Below are 16,744 nucleotides of genomic sequence, written 5' to 3' on the forward strand. Positions count from 1 at the left end.
CTCCCCTTGCGATACCTCTGCCTTTTTCGCCATTTCTCTACCGGGTTTAATTCGAACCGACTGATAACCCACCCGCTAACCGTTCGCCACTATTGGTATAACAAGCGCATTTACCCGTTAATAGCGACCGTATTTTCAGCAATTTTTAACTATGCCACGATTTTCCTTTCTACAACTTTTAACATAAATCGTTAAATACCGCTTTTGGCCTATCTGAACGACGAACGATATTATGCTTTTTGCCCATGAGCTCTTTTCGGCTAACGCCTTTAACTTTGCAAAAAAGCATCATTAGCGTCAGTAATCACGCCATGGTTAACCGGGGTAGAAGCGGGCTTAAGGTTGGTTGCGTAATCTATTTGAACATTTTAATCTGGCGCCACTTCAGATCCTTTTACAGAGATTACTATTAGTAATAGTTGTCAGGACGTATAGTGCAAACTATGGTAATCAAGCTGCACTTGGAAAACTAATTCATATTAAAAACCACTATAAAAACAAGTAGAAGACTATGAAAAAAATATTTATTTTAACCGCTATCAGCTTGCTATCAAGCAATGTGGTTGCAGACACACTGATTTATGCCGGTCAATTATTTTCAGCCGAAAATACACAATTACAGCGAAATATGACCATTGTTGTAGCAGACAACAAAATTAAAGATGTCGTATCGGGTTTCAAAACGGCTGATGACGGGGACACGGTTATTGATTTAAAAGGCGCCACTGTAATGCCCGGTTTAATGGACATGCATGTTCACTTATCAGGTCAGCATGGTGGGCCTATCACTTATTTGGAGCGATACCAACTAAATGAAGCTGATGTTGCATTACGCGCTGCTTTTTACGCTGAAAAAACGTTATTGTCAGGCTTCACCAGTGTACGGAATTTAGGTGATGGCTATAACGAAACTGTAGCCTTACGAAAGGCTATTGATAAAGGCCTGCACATCGGCCCAAGAATATTTACGGCAGCGAAGTCTATCGCCACTACAGGGGGGCACGCCGACCCAAGTAACGGCATGGCGTCCCGAATTCGTCCCGATGTAGGCCCCTTGGAAGGAGTCGTAAACGGCGTGGCTCAAGCCAGAGAAGCGGTCAGACAACGCTACAAAGATGGTGCAGATCTAATCAAAATCACGGCTACCGGGGGCGTGTTAAGTGTTGCCAAGAGTGGCCAAAATCCTCAATTTATGACTGACGAGTTAGCAGCGATAGTGGATACAGCTAACGATTATGGTATGCACGTGGCCGTTCACGCCCATGGCAAAGAGGGCATGAAGCGCGCAATTTTAGCCGGGGTCGACTCTATTGAGCATGGTACTTACATGGACGATGAAATCATGCAACTTATGAAAAAACACCAAACCTGGTATGTGCCTACTATTCTGGCGGGCGATTTTGTAGCCGAGAAGGCCAAAATTGAGGATTATTTTCCAGAACTCGTCAGACCCAAAGCCGCTGCCATCGGCCCACTCATTCAACAAACCTTTAGTAAAGCCTATAAAGCTGGCGTAAATATCGCATTTGGTACAGATAGCGGCGTTTCGGCTCACGGTGATAATGCACAAGAATTTGCGCTAATGGTAGCAGCGGGTATGTCGGAGGCCGAAGCTTTACAAAGTGCAATGCTTAATGCAGCAACGTTACTGGGGGTTGAAAACGAACTGGGAACAATAACGCCAGGAAAACTGGCAGATTTTATTGCCGTGCCGGGTAATCCTTTGGACAATATCCACGTAATGGAAAAGGTGAGTTTTGTGATGAAAAACGGACGTATATATAAACAAAATTAGGGACAAATATGTCGATTAAAGGCGCGCTTAAACAGAAAACGAAGAATATGATTCATTCTAATCATATTTATACCAGCATTACTGTCGCCTCTTTTCTCGAATCTACCATCATTCCTATTCCTCTGGAAGCCATACTCGTGCCGGTCATGCAGGCGCGCCGAGAGCGTTTGTGGATGATTGCCCTAATGGCCACCATAGGCTGTATTATTGGTGCGGTATTTGGTTATGCATTGGGTTTTTTCCTGTTCGATATGATTGGTGACTGGATAATTCAAACCTTTTCCAGTCCCGAACAATTCGAACATGTACAACAGAAAATGAAACGGGAAGGTTTTTGGTTCGTTATGACGTTAGGTATAGCCCCTATCCCTTTTCAGATAGCGATGCTTGCAGCCGGCGCTACCCATTACTCGATATTTAGTTTTCTAACTGCGACATTAATTGCGCGTTCTATTCGTTATTTCGGCTTAGCGGCGGCCGTATATTACGGTGGGAATAAAGCAGAAGAACTTATTCGTCAATATAAAACAAAGGCCATAATTGTGCTCACGCTGATTATTGTCTTATTATGGTGGCTAACGACACAGCTCTAACCTTTCCATTTGATAATAATTCTCATTTCTATTAGATTAACTTGCACTGAAAGTTAAGTTTGAAAAGGAGAAGTGTATGTCACCCCCCGCTATCGCGTCCGACCGGTTTATCAATGTGGGTATCAAAGCATCTACATTGGTCGACATTTTAGCTTCTTATAAAATTCATATATGTGATCTTCATTGTGTGGATCAGGCTGATAAACACGCCCTGCAACGGTTATTGCTACAGGCAACCATAAATAATATCAGCAAGTTATGATCATTTATGACGAAAGCTATATATAAATAATCATTATTAACACTTCGAGAATACTGATGGCAGACCACGAAACATGGATAAAGTATATAGCGAGAACGGGTTATGCTTCCAAAACGGTGCTTTACATAATGCTTGGAGTTATCGTTGTGAGCTCGGCTTTCTCCGCTTTCACTTCCTCGGGAAGTCCTAGCAAAAAAACTGTTTTCACTAATATATTAGAGCAACCGTTTGGCAGATATCTACTCATGGCTGTAATCGCAGGTATGATTTGCTATTCGTTATGGCGGTGGATTCAGTGTTTTCTCAATACCGAAGAACTGGATATGGAAAAGGCAAAGGACATCATCATGCGCGTCTTTTTATTCATATCCGGCGTTCTTTACTTCTTAGGTGCCTACGCAGCTGTAAAAATTCTAATGGGACAACGCGGCAGCAATGGCGGGGGTGAAAGTGGTGGGGACAACTCAAGCGAAAACATTGCAGCTACACTAATGGAACAAAGTTGGGGCGGATACGTGGTGATGGCGCTGGGTATCATCATTATCATTTTTGCTATCGTCCAGTTCAAGCACGCGTGGAAATGTGACTTCATGGACAAATTTGTCACCCAAAATATGTCATCTAAGGAGATAGAGGCAAGTAAAAAAGCGGGACGTATTGGGTATGCGGCACGCGGCATCATTTATTCCGTCATCGGCGTTTTCTTTCTTCAGGCCGGGTGGTCTCACGACCCAGAGGAAGCGGGTGGGCTTAAAGAAGCGTTTCAATCATTGATGGAACAGCCATTCGGTGACTGGTTATTAATGGCGGTAGGTATTGGGATTGTTTTATTTGGGGTGTTTTGTGGCTTCGAAGCGTTGTACCGGCAAACTGATAAAAAATCCAATCCCGCGCATGCGTAAATGGAGAGATAGATTATAGACAAAAGGGGCCTTACGCCCCTTTTTCAATCACAAACTGGTACGGCAATATCTCGGTCTGGCTAAACAACAAATTATGGTGCATAAACTGACAAAACGTAGGGATATCACGCGCTGTGGCAGGGTCGTCAGCAGTGACTAATAACGACTGCCCCTGTTCCATTTTACGCAGTGTCAAACGCGTCATCATCACAGGTTCAGGACAACGCAAACCTAACGCATCTAATGTATTATCCGCTTCAGGTGCTACCTGCTCGCTCATTTGTCTGCAATACCATATTGGCTGCGGTAAGCTTCTATCGCTTCTACAGAAGCGCCGAATTGACCTTGTCCTTTTAGATAATTAACCACATCATCCAGCGAGACAATTGAAACCACTTTGGTACCATAGTCACGCTCTACTTCCTGTATAGCCGATAAGTCGCCATTACCTCGCTCCTGACGGTTAAGGGCAATTAATACCCCCGCTAATGAAGCATTATGAGCATTAATAATGTCCATGGACTCGCGAATGGCGGTACCAGCGGTGATTACATCATCCACCAGCATCACTTTACCTGTTAATTCGCTACCCACCAAGGTACCACCTTCACCATGAGCTTTTGCTTCTTTTCGGTTAAAGCAATAAGGAATATCAACGCCATAGTGGTCATACATAGCTACCGCCGTAGTGGTGGCTATAGGAATACCTTTATAAGCTGGACCGAACAGTAAGTCGAAGTCAATTTTTGCGTGCGTAAGTGCCGCTGCATAATAGCGACCTAACCTCGCTAAGTCGCCGCCTTTATTGAACAATCCTGCATTAAAAAAATAAGGGCTTTTGCGGCCAGACTTTAACGTAAACTCACCAAACTTTAGTACATTTCGCTGTATGGCAAATTCGATAAATTCTCGTTGAAAATCCTGCATGCTTCCTCCTTACGCAAGGGCTGATTTTTGAATATCGAACAGCTCACGTAAACCATGCTTAGCAATCTCTAACATCTCATTCATTTCGTCAAACGAGAACGGCTCAGCTTCTGCGGTACCTTGTACTTCGATTAGCTTGCCAGTTTCTGTCATGACGATGTTCATGTCAGTGTCAGCAGCTGAATCTTCGGTGTATTCTAAGTCGGCAATAGGCGTGCCCTGATAAATGCCAACCGACAGCGCTGCAATCATGTGTTTCAGCGGATTAGCTTTAATAATGCCTTTACTACGCATATAGGTTAACGCATCTACCAATGCCACACATGCGCCGGTAATGGAAGCTGTACGGGTACCACCGTCAGCTTGAATGACGTCACAATCTAAAGTGATCGTATTTTCGCCTAATAGCTTGAGATCTACAGCGGCGCGCAAAGAGCGAGCGATGAGGCGCTGAATTTCAAGTGTACGACCGCCTTGTTTGCCTCGAGCCGCTTCGCGGTCGCTACGAGTATGTGTAGCGCGTGGCAACATACTGTACTCAGCAGTCACCCAACCTTTGCCCATTCCTTTCATAAAGCGCGGCACCCCTTCTACGACGGTGGCATTACACAATACCTTGGTATTGCCGAATTCTACTAATACCGATCCTTCCGCATGGCAGGTATAGTTTCTGGTAAGGGTAACGGGGCGAATCTGACTGGCGGTTCTGCCGCTTGGACGCATAGTTTTCTCCATAAGAGTAGGCAATAGATAACGATAATTGGCAAGTATAACGTAGACCAACCCCTGCGGGAAAATCATCTTACGATTAAATTAAAAATGAATGCATATACGTTTTTTAATGTAGGAAATAAGCTACTATGGACATACGAGGTTTCTGTTCTTTTTTACGTACCGCAAAGAGCCATAGATTGGCTATTTGCTTATGCAGAAATCAATAACTATATAGGTGAGACGTGATTTATAGTATGACCGCTTTCGCACGCAGCGAAGTAAAACAAGATTGGGGTACCGCCGTTTGGGAAATTCGTTCTGTTAATCAACGTTTTTTAGAAACGTACTTTCGATTACCAGAGCAATTCAGAGCTCTGGAACCTGTTTTACGCGAACGTCTACGTAAAAAGCTCCAGCGGGGTAAGGTAGAATGCACTCTGCGATTTAGCGCCAATGAATCCAATGTTAGTAAATTAAATATGAACGAAGAGTTGGCTAAACAGGTATTGCATGCAGCCGATTGGGTGCAGTCGCACGGTCAGTCAACGGGTGTAAATCCCCTCGACGTATTACGTTGGCCTGGTGTCATCGCTGCAGAAGAAACCGATATGGATGCCATCAACAGTGAGGTGCTAAACAACTTCGACATGCTTCTGGAAGACTTTATATCAGCTCGCGCCAGTGAAGGTAATGCGCTAAAAGCAATGATTGAACAGCGTTTGGACGGTATTGAAACGGAAGTTAGCAAAGTCGAAAAAGAGATGCCAGACATTATGCAATGGCAACGAGACCGAATCAGTTCACGTTTTGAAGAAGCCAAAGTAGAACTTGAGTCAGGTAGGCTGGAGCAGGAAATGATCCTGTTAGCGCAAAAAGTTGATGTCGCCGAAGAGCTCGATCGCCTCAAAGCCCATGTTGCTGAAGCGCGTAAAATCTTAAACAAGGGGGGCGCAATCGGACGCCGTTTAGATTTCATGATGCAGGAATTCAATCGCGAATCGAATACGCTGGGTTCAAAGTCAATTAATACTTCAGTTACGCAGTCGGCGGTGGAAATGAAGGTATTGATTGAACAGATGCGAGAGCAGATCCAGAATATTGAGTGAGCCGACACCTACAGCGCAAAACACCTCTATAGCCCTTTAAATATAAGGGGTCATTCAGACACTAGCCGACATAAGAAGACAGGAAAAGACACGCTGACCACCACTTTTTAGGCCTAAAGTGGTGGTTGAAGTGGTGATCTGTTTTCACCTGCATTTGCTGTGTTTTCATCAACCAATGGAGACACAGATGCCACTTAAATATACACGTAAATCCATCAACGAAATGGTCGCTCGAGGCAAACCGGGAACCACCCGGGTTGCCTCGGGATTATATATTGTTGTTAAACGACCGATGATCGCGCGATGGTTATTTCGTTATCAGTTACACGGAAAACGAACTGAAATCACACTTGGTGCTTACAGTGAAACAGATAAACTGTTGCTGTCATTTGCAGAAGCAAAAAAACAAGTCGCCCTGCTACAAGCACAACTTGCCAATGGCGATAACCCGAAAAAAGATGCGCGACTAAAATCCTATCTCGAAATTAAAACCGTCGATGACCTGGCGCAAATGTATCTGAAGAGAAAAGCGCAACGTATAAAAACTGGTCACATTTTAGTTCGCCAATACGAAAAAGACATCAAACCTGCCATCGGTCATATCCCCTTATCAAAATTACATCCACTTGATGTGTATGAAACTGTGCAGCAAATTCTAAATGAAGGAAGGCCAACGATTGCCAACCGCATCTTATTCCTATGCAAAAACATTTTTAAGCTGGGCGTGAAGAACCAGTTGTTGGATAGCAACCCCGCAACCAACTTCACGACGAACGAAGATGCGGGAGGCACCCGCCCGCCCAGAACCATAGTTTTGAGCCAGCAAGAGATCGGCATCTTATTCAAGGTCATGCGTGCAAATCCAAAGAAAGTGCCTGAGGCCACCTATATAGGCATTACCCTGCTGATGATCCTTGGAATGCGAAAAATGGAACTGTTTAGTGCTCGCTGGACTGAAGTAGATCTGGAACGTCAGATGTTCCATCTGCGTGCAGAAGATACTAAGTCTCATCGTGCTATCGCCATTCCAATACCCGAGAGAGCATTACCACTGTTCAAACGCCTAAAAGAGTTAGCCGGCCACTCCCTCTACTTGTTCCCTGCGCGAAAGCGCAGTAAGCATGACCATCTTTCTCATGACACTGTTAATCACACACTTGCAGATCTGTTCGGCAAGAAAACAAGCAGCAGTAAAGCCTCACCCAATTTGTTAGGAGCAGCCGGCGTAACCGAGTTCGTTGTACACGACCTTCGTCGTACCTTCCGAACATTGCTTGCGCAGTTGAGCGTGTCGGAAGAAGTGGCAGAGAGCTGCCTGAATCACTCAAAAAGTAAGATCGTACGGATTTACAATCAATACGCTTACATCGAAGAGCGAAAAAAAGCACATGAGAAGGTCGCAGATGTGATCTTGCCACTGGCCGGGTATGCCGAATCCATCCAGGGATTCAAGCGTGCATAAATAACAATAAACATAGAAGTAGCCCAGTAAAAATGGGCTAACACAGAGATCCAAAATATAGAGAAAATCAGTTCATGAAAGACGCAAATTATCGCCAGAAATTTATTATCCAAGTGCTTGATGCTTGGCTAAACCGCAATGCCGACGAGAATATTTCTGTAACGATGGATGAGATGGGAATTTTCATATTGCCACCGCCCATAATACCTCAATCGTTAATAGCAGAATTCGACACAGACCTGCCGGCCATCTACCGTGCCTGCCCTCGCATTGCAGCTTTGTATATGCCAGAGAATCATCAAAGAAAAGGGGTTTTCACTGACATCGTCAGTGAGTTATTAGAACGACCTACAACAAGAGCCATAATGTTCGGTCCTGTCTGCAACGATAGCTTTATAGAGTACCTTCAACAGCATCCAAATTGGCATGAAGTAGTAGACCCATGGGAGAACAAAGAGGGTCGAGCGTCAGGCCCGTTGTATATACGTTTTGTTCAAAAATCATGCTAGTCTTGCCAAATAAACGCTTTAGATTGAAGACAATATGAAATGTTACGTTGTTGATGGCACCGATGAGTTGGGAATTTAATTAATTCTTTTGAGAGATAATGCTCTATCTTCGGGTATAGGTTTAATATTCCCGAAGATTTTAACATTTTTGCGAAAAGAGAAACTCAATGGAAAGCCTTAAGCTCTTCCATAAATTCATTATAAAACTTCCTTTTCTTTTCTAAGGCAATTAATCTCTCTTCCTTGCAGTCCCCGTCACATAATAATGTGACTCTTTTAATTTCATCATCTACTTCATCACAAACTTTCTGCCAGCCTTCTCTATTTTTAGCAAGTTGCACTAAAAAATAATTTTCAAGCCCTTTAAATACATGATGTGCAAACATTAAAAGAATTGTAATAATCAATCCAACACTAATGACAATTATAGGCAAACTATAATTTTTCATGCCGGTAGAGCTTACCGAAAATAAACCTCCTCTATTTTTGGTGTCCACCAAATAATAATTTCCTTTATTATCTTGGAATAAAACATTCCCCTTACTAAGTTGCTCTCTTGTATTTTCATCTAAAGTAACCGATGCTCTCTGAATGTTATCTTTCGGTTCTACTTTAAAGGAAAAAGTATCTTTTCCGTTAAAGCTGAAAATGAGTGTGAAGAGCATTACAATAACCATGATTGGTATGATCTTTTTTATAAAGCTCTCAATAAGCTGCACCTTATAGAAAAAACTTGATAAAACGCTGTAATTATCTTCCTTAATAACGCAGTCTGCAACGGTGACCTTATTATAAGGGTGCTGGCATTCTAACGATAGCGACTGATACTTTCGCCTGATATCTGTTTGATACATTGCTCTATAGTAAAAGCAGAGCACACCAATTAAGAGGCCTAACAGTGTCGCAATTGTAACAATTTCGTTTTCCATACTACGCTCCTTGCCTTGACGTAGACACTTCTCCCTCAATTATTCTTGAAAATACTAGCGTTAACGAAGAAAAAAGTATCGAAATTAAAGATCCAGTTAAAGTGGCCATTGTGTGTGAGATTTCAAAATAGTTTGGCCCGTAAATTGATATAGCTAAGAAAATCAACCAACTAAAAATCAAACCTATAGCATTGATAAGATCAAATGAACTAGATAGGACTTGCCCAGCACTTTTTTGCCTGACGCCAATCACCCAAAATATATGGGGAAAGAATATTGCCAGCTGCGAAAAAATAGTATAAATAATCGGCAAAAAGCTTTCCGTAGCTTGCTTGTAAAGAAGAGTAAATAAAGCAAGCTGTATTATTGATATTAAGATAACGCCAGACACTGCAATGGCTTTAAACTTTGCTTTTGGGGCCATTAGAATTCTATTTTGAAAAGTAGACCTATCCGAAATAGATAGAACCGAGGCAATTAATGCGGAGTCAGCGGTTGAAAAAAGTGCTGAAGAGAAGCCTGCAAAAAGGACGGCAAATGAAAAATAAACAAATAAATTTTCCGACAACCTGAAAAAATTAAAGAAATCACTTACATTTGAGAATTTCACACCACTTATATAAAAAAGTGTTAACGCCACAACAGGAACTATCCAAAGAATTAAGAAACCTGTTATGACATTCTTAAGGCCAACTTGAGCCTCGGTTACACTTTCCGTCGAAGCTAAGCGTTGCCAGGAACTTAGTTGAGTATACGGAAGAGTAAAGTTTTGAATAGTTACCCAAATGACAAAAACGAATACCTCAGCATCATAGTTCTTATCAAGAATATCACTTTCTATTGTACCAGTTGTCCGAAATAAAAATGTAAAAATCGCTGATATGAGAAGAAAAGCCAAAGAAAGTATCATTAACTTAAATTGCCATGAGTCGCTCTTAAATACAGCTCCCATTCCTCCTGATGAGACATAGAAAACAACAACAAACAATAAAAATCCAAAAGCTAGAATGTTCGACAGGAATGTCTTTTCTTCAATATAAAAAGTCAGAATTTGAGACCCGATAAAAAGCTCTAAAAACAGCATAGTCAACAATGCCGAAAAGCTTATTAATGAAATTGCTCTAGATGTATACTTCCCCCCGGTCGATAAAAACCAATAATCAGAAACGGTGGATAGCTCGTTTGTATTGTCAGAAGATCTCTTCATTATGCGTAAGAAAATGAATTGACCCAGTAAATAACTTATGCCACACCAAAACAAAAATAATCCGTACTTTTCTATACCCGTGATGAAAAAGAAAATTACAGTAGCTAATGAAGTACTCGCCGCAGCCATTGACATACCGAAATTGTCTGAGTTTTCAGAGTGTTTATTAAAGAAGAACCAGTCGAATGCCGCCTTATTCCCTCCCTGTTGGAGACTTAAGTCAAGGTCTTTAGGTCTTCTAGAATGTGACATAAATGCATAAGCACTAATGCACAATAGTAGTATCGCTAAAATATCAATCATCTCCATGTCTATTCTCCATTTTGTATTCAACGTACGGCATTTTATTTTTAATGTTTAGAGGGCTAATGCCATTCATTATACTTTTAATTACATCAGGTATTTTAGGGTAAATGAAGATAGTTTGATTAGCCTGAACCACCTCGTTTGACGCAATAAAAAGTGGAATTTCATGTAGCAAGTATAAGGAAGAATTTAATATGCACTTTTTAGACAAACTTCCACTTTTTGATTGCATGAACTCAGTTGAAAAGCTATCAATAAAATGTTTAAAATTCTGATCGCTTTCATAGGCATTCAATACATAATTCAAATTTTCTTGAAAAATATTATTCTTAAGCAATCCCTGATAAGCTAATATTTTCTCTTCGCCAAACTTTCGATTGCAATTCTGAAGGGCTGTAATGCATTTGTTGTATAAATAGTTACATTGTCGTTTAGCTTTTTTGGCAGCTTTTTCCTCGTCGTAACCAAATGCGATTAGGGAGTATACTGTTGGTTCATCGGGTATAAATATTCGAAAGTCTAAAAAGTGCGCTCTCGTCCATTCGATTATCTCCTGAACATTAGACGTAGTGAAGAAGCCTGAGAATGGGCTTACGCCGATTATCGCCACTGATTCATTCGCATGGGACAAGCTTCCTAACGCTTTAACGCGCCCTTCCGGTTCACTATTGTAATAAGACGGAATCCCAAAATGTGCAAGGTTTTGCATTCTGTTATCTTCCTTGAAGCCCCCTTTTAGTATAAAAATTAAACAGAGACAGTCAAGTCAACTTGAAAATAGAATTTTATACCTAACAAACTTCGAATGAAGAAGAACAAGAATTTGAGTTGATGAAGCTTAATAAAGTATCCCTTTGTTTCTTTCACTTTAAGCTAAGACAACACAGGCAAATGTGTATATTGTTCCATTTACTGTCCTCCTTTAATTTGAATTTCTACTCATTCAAATAAAGCTCGGCCATATCGTCCAATCTGGCTTTAACCTCTTTCCAGTTTGGCATTACCTGGGTCAACAAGCGCCAGAATCGCTCGCTGTGGTTGTATTCTGCTATGTGGCATAGCTCATGTAGGATTACGTAATCTATGCACTCTTTGGGCGCTTTTACGAGGTGTGGGTTTAACATCAGATTGCCCTGAGCTGAGCAGCTGCCCCATTGCTTTTTCATGGCCATTACTCGGAACGAGGGGATGCCCTTTACCCATTCGGCTTTTGGTAACATTTCGTTCAGCCGCTGATGAAAAATGTATTTTGCTCGAGTTTGATACCAGCGGTTGAGTAGACCTTTTATCACTTTTTCAGGACTTTTCTCGTTTGGCCTCATCGTTACCGTGAGCTTGCCACGCGTTAATTTAACGCTTGGTATAGCACCTTCATGCTTATCGATTTTAAGCACGTACCGTTTACCCAAATAAAATTTGGTTTCACCACTGACGTATTGTTTGGGTATGACATGCTCATGCTGCGAGGCGAACGCTTTGATGTTGTCCCAGATCCATCTTGCGCGTTTTAGCATAGCCTCTTGTATCGATTCTGGCGTAGCATCATAAGGGACAGTTGCCACCACCCTTTGATCCGGATGCACTTTGATCACAATTTTTCGCTTGGCTCTGGTTTCTGAGCCTTGAGTGCGCCTAATGATGTCGTAACGAATGACATCATCGCCATACTTGAACAGGCCCGTTTCGGCAGTCTGTTTACATATTTCTGCCGCTACGCTGGGTAATTTCTTCATATTTACTTTCTGGAAAGGCCTAAACGGACAATCTTTAATACTTCTTCTATATACCGTTGTGCGTCATCAATACCGAGGTCTGCAAACAGCATGGGCAATAACGCCTTACTTACGGCGTTTTCAATTTCAGCCGGATTAATGGAATATTCTGCAACGGCTTTACGAACGATGTTATCTACTGCAAACGCATATTCCGTCAACTTATCGCGGTCCAAGTCTTTCTCATTGATTAGGTCTTCCCCAAACAGATGTTTGAACAATCCATAATATGCTTGGGCGTGTTTGTTAAGCTGTCCCTTATCGTCAGTAAACACATTGGGAATGTCATCAACTTCGCGCTCTTTGACCTTCTGCTCGAAGTCAGCAAACATCATGTATTGTTTAACTGGCGCATCAAACATAGCTTTAGCCTCGTCAATGGCCTTTTTTAACAGCTTAGAGAAATACTCTTGGGCATAAGGATCATCAGCCAAATCCTGCTCTATCATTTTGGTAACACGGCCGGTGATGGTATCTGTCTTGTTGCGAGCCTCGTCATCTGTCATTTCTTCGGGTTTCGCCGTACGACCCATGTTGCTAACTAAATAAGCCCCTTCAGGTTCTTGTACCTCAATCCCGGCAATGTGTTTATCCAGCAAACATCGGATGTCTTCAGCATACTCGTCGTAATCGATGGTTTCGTTGGCGTCTTCTCGCACTTGCTTGCGCAGCGCTACAAAGGCTTTCAAATCTTTCTTGTAGAGATCACGCTTGCCATCAAATGACTTATCATCGAAAAATGATGCCGACTGTAAGGCGACTTTCATGCAGTTTGAATACGCCGTCAAAGCAGCGTAGAAGTCATCCCGCTTCTTTAAGTTGGTGTCTACCAGCTGGCCATCTATATTTTCAATCTTTGGAGCCAGTGCTTGCCGCAAAGCTGGGCCGTCTTGCTTATTTTTAACGTCAGCGAAAATGGCCCACACGTCACTATGCAATCCAGGAAGCTTTTTGTACTCAGTGTCCATTTGTTGATAAAGACTTTTGAGATCGTCTATATCAAATCCACCTTGGGTACGTTCAGCAAGGTCCTGATATTTTTCAATGGTGGTATCCAGCTCTTTTAAGATGCCGCGATAATCAATCAGGTAACCAAATTGCTTTTTACTGTGCAATCGGTTTACCCGAGCTATGGCCTGAATGAGGTTATGTTCTTTGAGGGGTTTATCGATATATAAAACTGTGTTTTTTGGCTCGTCAAAACCCGTTAACAGCTTATCGACAACTATCATAATGTCGGGGCCGTCATCTCGGCCAAAGTCTTCGATAATGGCTTTGGTGTAGGCTTTTTCGTCCATACTGCCTACCGAACTCTTCCACCATTGCTGCACAATGTCTTTGCTTTCCTGATCAACCACCTCGTGCCCTTCGCGGGTGTCAGGTGAGGACATGGCAACAACCGAGGTTACCTTGCCTATCTTATCAAGCGCATGCTTATAACGAATGGCTGAGGCTTTTGAATCGCACGCCAGTTGTCCCTTCAACCCTTGTTGCTTGAAGTTTTGGAAGTGGTCAGAAATATCATGAGCTATCAGCTCTATACGCCCTTCGGTTTGGTAAATTTGGCCTTTTTGTGAAAACTTCTTTTTGAGGTCTGTGCGCTGCTTATCGGTTAGCTTTTCCGTCATCCGATAAAACCAGGCATCAATAGCCTTGTCGTTTACATTCAACTCAGGTATTCGCTCTTCATACAACAGGGGCGTTACCGTTTTATCTTCTACGGCTTGCTGCATAGTGTATGAGTGAATGATTTTGCCAAATTTGTTTTCGGTTTTATCATTTTTAAGTAAAGGCGTGCCAGTAAACGCAATATAGGCAGCTTTTGGCAAGGTTTGGGTCATGCGTATATTGTTTCCGCCGTTTTGGCTGCGATGCCCTTCATCCACCAAGACGATGATATTTGGGCTAGGGTTGTAGCAGGCTTTATGCTTAATCGCAGAGCCAAATTTATTGATAATTGAGAAAATAACCCTCTCATTGCCCTGGCCGATCTGTTCGGCCAGACGCTTACCTGATGTTGCCATCGCGGTTTTCTTGTCTTTATCAGTAAGTACACCGCCAGACGCAAAGGTGCGGCTTAACTGATCTTCTAAATCTACCCTGTCGGTCACAATGATCACCCGGCATTTAGCCAGTTCATCCATCCATACCAAGGCTTTTGACAAGAAGACCATGGTAAATGACTTACCACTGCCAGTTGTATGCCAAATCACTCCACCTTGTCGGCTACCATTGTCATCAAGGGTGGTGATCCGCTCTAGCAAGGCCTTTATGCCAAACACTTGCTGATACCGAGCGACTATCTTGCCTACTTTTTTATCAAATAGGGTAAACAAACGGGTCATCTCCAGCAGGCGCTGGGGTTGTAGCAAACTCACAATTAAGCGGTCTTGATCGGTCACCACCAAGTCGCCCCCGCCTACCAGTGACAGATACTCGACTTTGTCTTGTACCGGACGATGGGCAAATAAGACATTAACTGCTTCCGTGCTTAATTTGGTGTTTTTAATACGGACAAAGTCTTGCTCTGAAATGTGTTCTTCTTTCCATTTGGCCCAGAACTTAGCTGGCGTACCACAGGTAGCGTAACGGCCGTCATGGCCGTTGGTAGATAATAATAACTGGCTAAAGGCAAACAGGTGGGGGATTTCAGCCTGGCCCTGGTTGCGTATATTTTGCGAAATGCCCTCGGTGATCGTGGGCTTACTTTCGTTATTGGAATCTGGCCGCTTGGCTTCTATCACCACCAACGGCAAGCCGTTTACAAAACACACAATGTCCGGAATTCGGTTACCGGTGCTGTCAGTGTTTTGTACCACCATTTCTTCGGTAACATGAAACTGGTTGTTATTGATGTTTTCCCAATCGATTAAAGGGATGGTAGGAGACGCTTTCTTTCCATCGATAAATTCCGTCACACTCACGCCGTAAATCAGGGCGTTGTAAAGCTTTTCATTGGCACCCAAAAGCCCTAAATTCATGGCCGGGTTTAGCTCATGCATAATCTTGTCTATAGCAGCACTGGAGAGCTTGCGCGACTTACCCAAAAACACAAACTTTTGCTTAGCAAGAAACTCCCGCATGACAGGTAACAGGATCACCTGTGAGGTGCTTTTCTTGTCACCAGCAAACTGGTTACCCCGCATTACCTCACATTCTGACGCTGGCACATAGGTGTAACCAAGGTTGGTTAAAAGCGTCAGCGCAGGAATTTTAGCCGCGAACTCTTCTTTGAAATTGGCTGATGCTTGTTTTTTCATGTCCATATGGGGTGTTCTCTCCAGTCTTCGGGTATGCCCATTGCCGCTCTCCAACGTCTATTCTCAGAGACAGGGCTTATTATTTGATTTACTTGTTCTGCCCACTGTTCACCATTGCCGGTGACCCTGAGTAAAAAGCGCAGCATCAACAAAATATAAAAAATACGATCATTGCGCGGAGTAATGGGGGGCAACCATTCCGGCTCTTTTGCTTTGTCTGGTCTGATTGCTAATTTTCGATTCCACAAACGACTGTGGTGCGCACAAATATTGCGAACATAGGTTAGGGTATGAAGCCAGTCAGCTAAGCGTTTATGGTGCAGGCCAAAATGTTCAGCAATGGCTTTTTTGTCTTCAAAGCCGCTCTTTTGATCGTTTCTTAAGCCACGATAGCCAATAGATAAGGCTCCGAGTGACATGACCTCCGTTAACATCCATATTGGTATAGTCGGAAAGCCCTGATACTTGGATTTGTAATGCTTAATAAAATCATCATTTGAACGCGCTACTTCTACTTCAAGCTTTTGCAGCCATTCACCATGCCTAAATTGATGATGAAAATTTGCCGGGTCAACATGACCAAACGCGCCATATCGATGCCCTATGTGGTAGGTAAATTGTGTTCGAACCGCAATTTCGACTCGTTCTGTAGCGTCCAAAACCAAAGATCGAAGCTGACGATCCATTTCATACAGTTCAATAACCTCATCGAAGTGAGTATTGGCTTCAAGCGTATTGCCTACAACACCGTCTGCATTACGCACTCTAAAGGGATACCAATAGCCACTTAAACGATAGTAACTCAAGCTAGACAGTTTAAATTCGGCAGATTGCTTGTCAGAAAAAGCCATACCTTTTCGTTCCAAATGCGCTATTTGGTCTGCAAAGGTAAGATGTTGTTTTTGGTATGGTATCAGAGGCATGACAGTGCCTCTTGATTAGAGAATTGCTGATCAACAGGCAAAGAAAAACCGCCAAGGTTGCGCGACACTCCCGCATT

16 protein-coding genes are annotated in these 16,744 nt (G+C 42.7%); 7 read left to right on the forward strand and 9 right to left on the reverse strand.

Annotated elements, in window-relative coordinates; genetic code table 11:
* Positions 1-511: 511 nt before the first annotated feature.
* From OPS28_RS16390 to OPS28_RS16405, 4 genes are all read left to right on the forward strand, one after another.
* Positions 512-1,795, forward strand: coding sequence for a metal-dependent hydrolase family protein (locus OPS28_RS16390; RefSeq protein WP_265610542.1), 1,284 nt, complete (start codon positions 512-514; stop codon positions 1,793-1,795).
* An 8-nt stretch (positions 1,796-1,803) separates the two neighbouring features.
* The gene (locus tag OPS28_RS16395) at positions 1,804-2,388 is read left to right on the forward strand and encodes a YqaA family protein (RefSeq protein WP_265610543.1); all 585 of its coding nucleotides are present in this window, start codon (positions 1,804-1,806) and stop codon (positions 2,386-2,388) included.
* A gap of 76 nt (positions 2,389-2,464) precedes the next feature.
* Positions 2,465-2,650, forward strand: a complete 186-nt coding sequence (locus OPS28_RS16400) for a hypothetical protein (RefSeq protein ID WP_265610544.1) — start codon at positions 2,465-2,467, stop codon at positions 2,648-2,650.
* 56 nt (positions 2,651-2,706) lie between these two features.
* Positions 2,707-3,552 carry a DUF1206 domain-containing protein gene (locus tag OPS28_RS16405; RefSeq protein ID WP_265610545.1) on the forward strand — a complete coding sequence of 282 codons (846 nt, stop codon included), beginning with the start codon at positions 2,707-2,709 and terminating at the stop codon, positions 3,550-3,552.
* A 31-nt stretch (positions 3,553-3,583) separates the two neighbouring features.
* On the opposite strand, the gene tusA is transcribed toward OPS28_RS16405, so the two are convergent.
* Genes tusA through rph form a run of 3 tightly spaced genes read right to left on the reverse strand, consistent with a single transcriptional unit; the run spans position 3,584 to position 5,202 of the window.
* On the reverse strand, positions 3,584-3,832 hold the full coding sequence (gene tusA / locus OPS28_RS16410) for a sulfurtransferase TusA (protein ID WP_265610546.1): 249 nt from the start codon (positions 3,830-3,832) through the stop codon (positions 3,584-3,586).
* The gene (pyrE, locus tag OPS28_RS16415) at positions 3,829-4,479 is read right to left on the reverse strand and encodes an orotate phosphoribosyltransferase (protein ID WP_265610547.1); all 651 of its coding nucleotides are present in this window, start codon (positions 4,477-4,479) and stop codon (positions 3,829-3,831) included. Before pyrE ends, tusA begins: the two co-directional genes overlap by 4 nt.
* Positions 4,480-4,488: 9 nt before the next feature.
* Positions 4,489-5,202, reverse strand: a complete 714-nt coding sequence (gene rph, locus OPS28_RS16420; protein WP_265610548.1) for a ribonuclease PH — start codon at positions 5,200-5,202, stop codon at positions 4,489-4,491.
* A 233-nt stretch (positions 5,203-5,435) separates the two neighbouring features.
* On the opposite strand from rph, the gene OPS28_RS16425 reads away from it, so the two are divergent.
* The 3 genes from OPS28_RS16425 to OPS28_RS16435 all read left to right on the forward strand — a co-directional run bounded on the left by OPS28_RS16425 (position 5,436) and on the right by OPS28_RS16435 (position 8,270).
* Positions 5,436-6,299 (forward strand): YicC/YloC family endoribonuclease, encoded by an 864-nt coding sequence (locus OPS28_RS16425; RefSeq protein WP_265610549.1) that lies wholly within the window; start codon positions 5,436-5,438, stop codon positions 6,297-6,299.
* A 187-nt stretch (positions 6,300-6,486) separates the two neighbouring features.
* On the forward strand, positions 6,487-7,761 hold the full coding sequence (locus OPS28_RS16430) for a tyrosine-type recombinase/integrase (protein ID WP_265610550.1): 1,275 nt from the start codon (positions 6,487-6,489) through the stop codon (positions 7,759-7,761).
* 74 nt (positions 7,762-7,835) lie between these two features.
* Entirely contained in the window at positions 7,836-8,270 is a 435-nt protein-coding gene (locus OPS28_RS16435) for a hypothetical protein (RefSeq protein ID WP_265610551.1), read from the forward strand.
* 164 nt (positions 8,271-8,434) lie between these two features.
* On the opposite strand, the gene OPS28_RS16440 is transcribed toward OPS28_RS16435, so the two are convergent.
* The 6 genes from OPS28_RS16440 to OPS28_RS16465 all read right to left on the reverse strand — a co-directional run bounded on the left by OPS28_RS16440 (position 8,435) and on the right by OPS28_RS16465 (position 16,667).
* Positions 8,435-9,199, reverse strand: a complete 765-nt coding sequence (locus OPS28_RS16440) for a hypothetical protein (protein ID WP_265610552.1) — start codon at positions 9,197-9,199, stop codon at positions 8,435-8,437.
* Between the two features lies 1 nt (position 9,200).
* On the reverse strand, positions 9,201-10,715 hold the full coding sequence (locus OPS28_RS16445) for a hypothetical protein (protein WP_265610553.1): 1,515 nt from the start codon (positions 10,713-10,715) through the stop codon (positions 9,201-9,203).
* Positions 10,702-11,421 (reverse strand): tRNA-dependent cyclodipeptide synthase, encoded by a 720-nt coding sequence (locus OPS28_RS16450; RefSeq protein ID WP_265610554.1) that lies wholly within the window; start codon positions 11,419-11,421, stop codon positions 10,702-10,704. The genes OPS28_RS16445 and OPS28_RS16450 overlap by 14 nt, the downstream gene beginning before the upstream one ends.
* Before the next feature lie 226 nt (positions 11,422-11,647).
* Positions 11,648-12,445 (reverse strand): M48 family metallopeptidase, encoded by a 798-nt coding sequence (locus OPS28_RS16455; protein WP_265610555.1) that lies wholly within the window; start codon positions 12,443-12,445, stop codon positions 11,648-11,650.
* 2 nt (positions 12,446-12,447) lie between these two features.
* Positions 12,448-15,750: a type I restriction endonuclease subunit R gene (locus OPS28_RS16460; protein ID WP_265610556.1), complete on the reverse strand. Its 3,303-nt coding sequence runs from the start codon at positions 15,748-15,750 to the stop codon at positions 12,448-12,450.
* Positions 15,741-16,667 carry an Abi family protein gene (locus OPS28_RS16465; protein ID WP_265610557.1) on the reverse strand — a complete coding sequence of 309 codons (927 nt, stop codon included), beginning with the start codon at positions 16,665-16,667 and terminating at the stop codon, positions 15,741-15,743. Before OPS28_RS16465 ends, OPS28_RS16460 begins: the two co-directional genes overlap by 10 nt.
* Positions 16,668-16,744 lie beyond the last annotated feature (77 nt).

The sequence above is a fragment of the Alteromonas sp. ASW11-130 genome (assembly GCF_026183735.1).
In the GTDB taxonomy this organism is placed as follows: domain Bacteria; phylum Pseudomonadota; class Gammaproteobacteria; order Enterobacterales; family Alteromonadaceae; genus Alteromonas.

Coding starts and splice junctions, on each gene's coding strand:
- OPS28_RS16465 (WP_265610557.1), bottom strand. CDS start 16,667: ATGCCTCTGATACCATACCAAAAACAACATCTTACCTTTGCAGACCAA.
- rph (WP_265610548.1), bottom strand. CDS start 5,202: ATGCGTCCAAGCGGCAGAACCGCCAGTCAGATTCGCCCCGTTACCCTT.
- OPS28_RS16455 (WP_265610555.1), bottom strand. CDS start 12,445: ATGAAGAAATTACCCAGCGTAGCGGCAGAAATATGTAAACAGACTGCC.
- OPS28_RS16430 (WP_265610550.1), top strand. CDS start 6,487: ATGCCACTTAAATATACACGTAAATCCATCAACGAAATGGTCGCTCGA.
- OPS28_RS16460 (WP_265610556.1), bottom strand. CDS start 15,750: ATGGACATGAAAAAACAAGCATCAGCCAATTTCAAAGAAGAGTTCGCG.
- OPS28_RS16395 (WP_265610543.1), top strand. CDS start 1,804: ATGTCGATTAAAGGCGCGCTTAAACAGAAAACGAAGAATATGATTCAT.
- pyrE (WP_265610547.1), bottom strand. CDS start 4,479: ATGCAGGATTTTCAACGAGAATTTATCGAATTTGCCATACAGCGAAAT.
- tusA (WP_265610546.1), bottom strand. CDS start 3,832: ATGAGCGAGCAGGTAGCACCTGAAGCGGATAATACATTAGATGCGTTA.
- OPS28_RS16390 (WP_265610542.1), top strand. CDS start 512: ATGAAAAAAATATTTATTTTAACCGCTATCAGCTTGCTATCAAGCAAT.
- OPS28_RS16440 (WP_265610552.1), bottom strand. CDS start 9,199: ATGGAAAACGAAATTGTTACAATTGCGACACTGTTAGGCCTCTTAATT.
- OPS28_RS16400 (WP_265610544.1), top strand. CDS start 2,465: ATGTCACCCCCCGCTATCGCGTCCGACCGGTTTATCAATGTGGGTATC.
- OPS28_RS16405 (WP_265610545.1), top strand. CDS start 2,707: ATGGCAGACCACGAAACATGGATAAAGTATATAGCGAGAACGGGTTAT.
- OPS28_RS16435 (WP_265610551.1), top strand. CDS start 7,836: ATGAAAGACGCAAATTATCGCCAGAAATTTATTATCCAAGTGCTTGAT.
- OPS28_RS16445 (WP_265610553.1), bottom strand. CDS start 10,715: ATGGAGATGATTGATATTTTAGCGATACTACTATTGTGCATTAGTGCT.
- OPS28_RS16450 (WP_265610554.1), bottom strand. CDS start 11,421: ATGCAAAACCTTGCACATTTTGGGATTCCGTCTTATTACAATAGTGAA.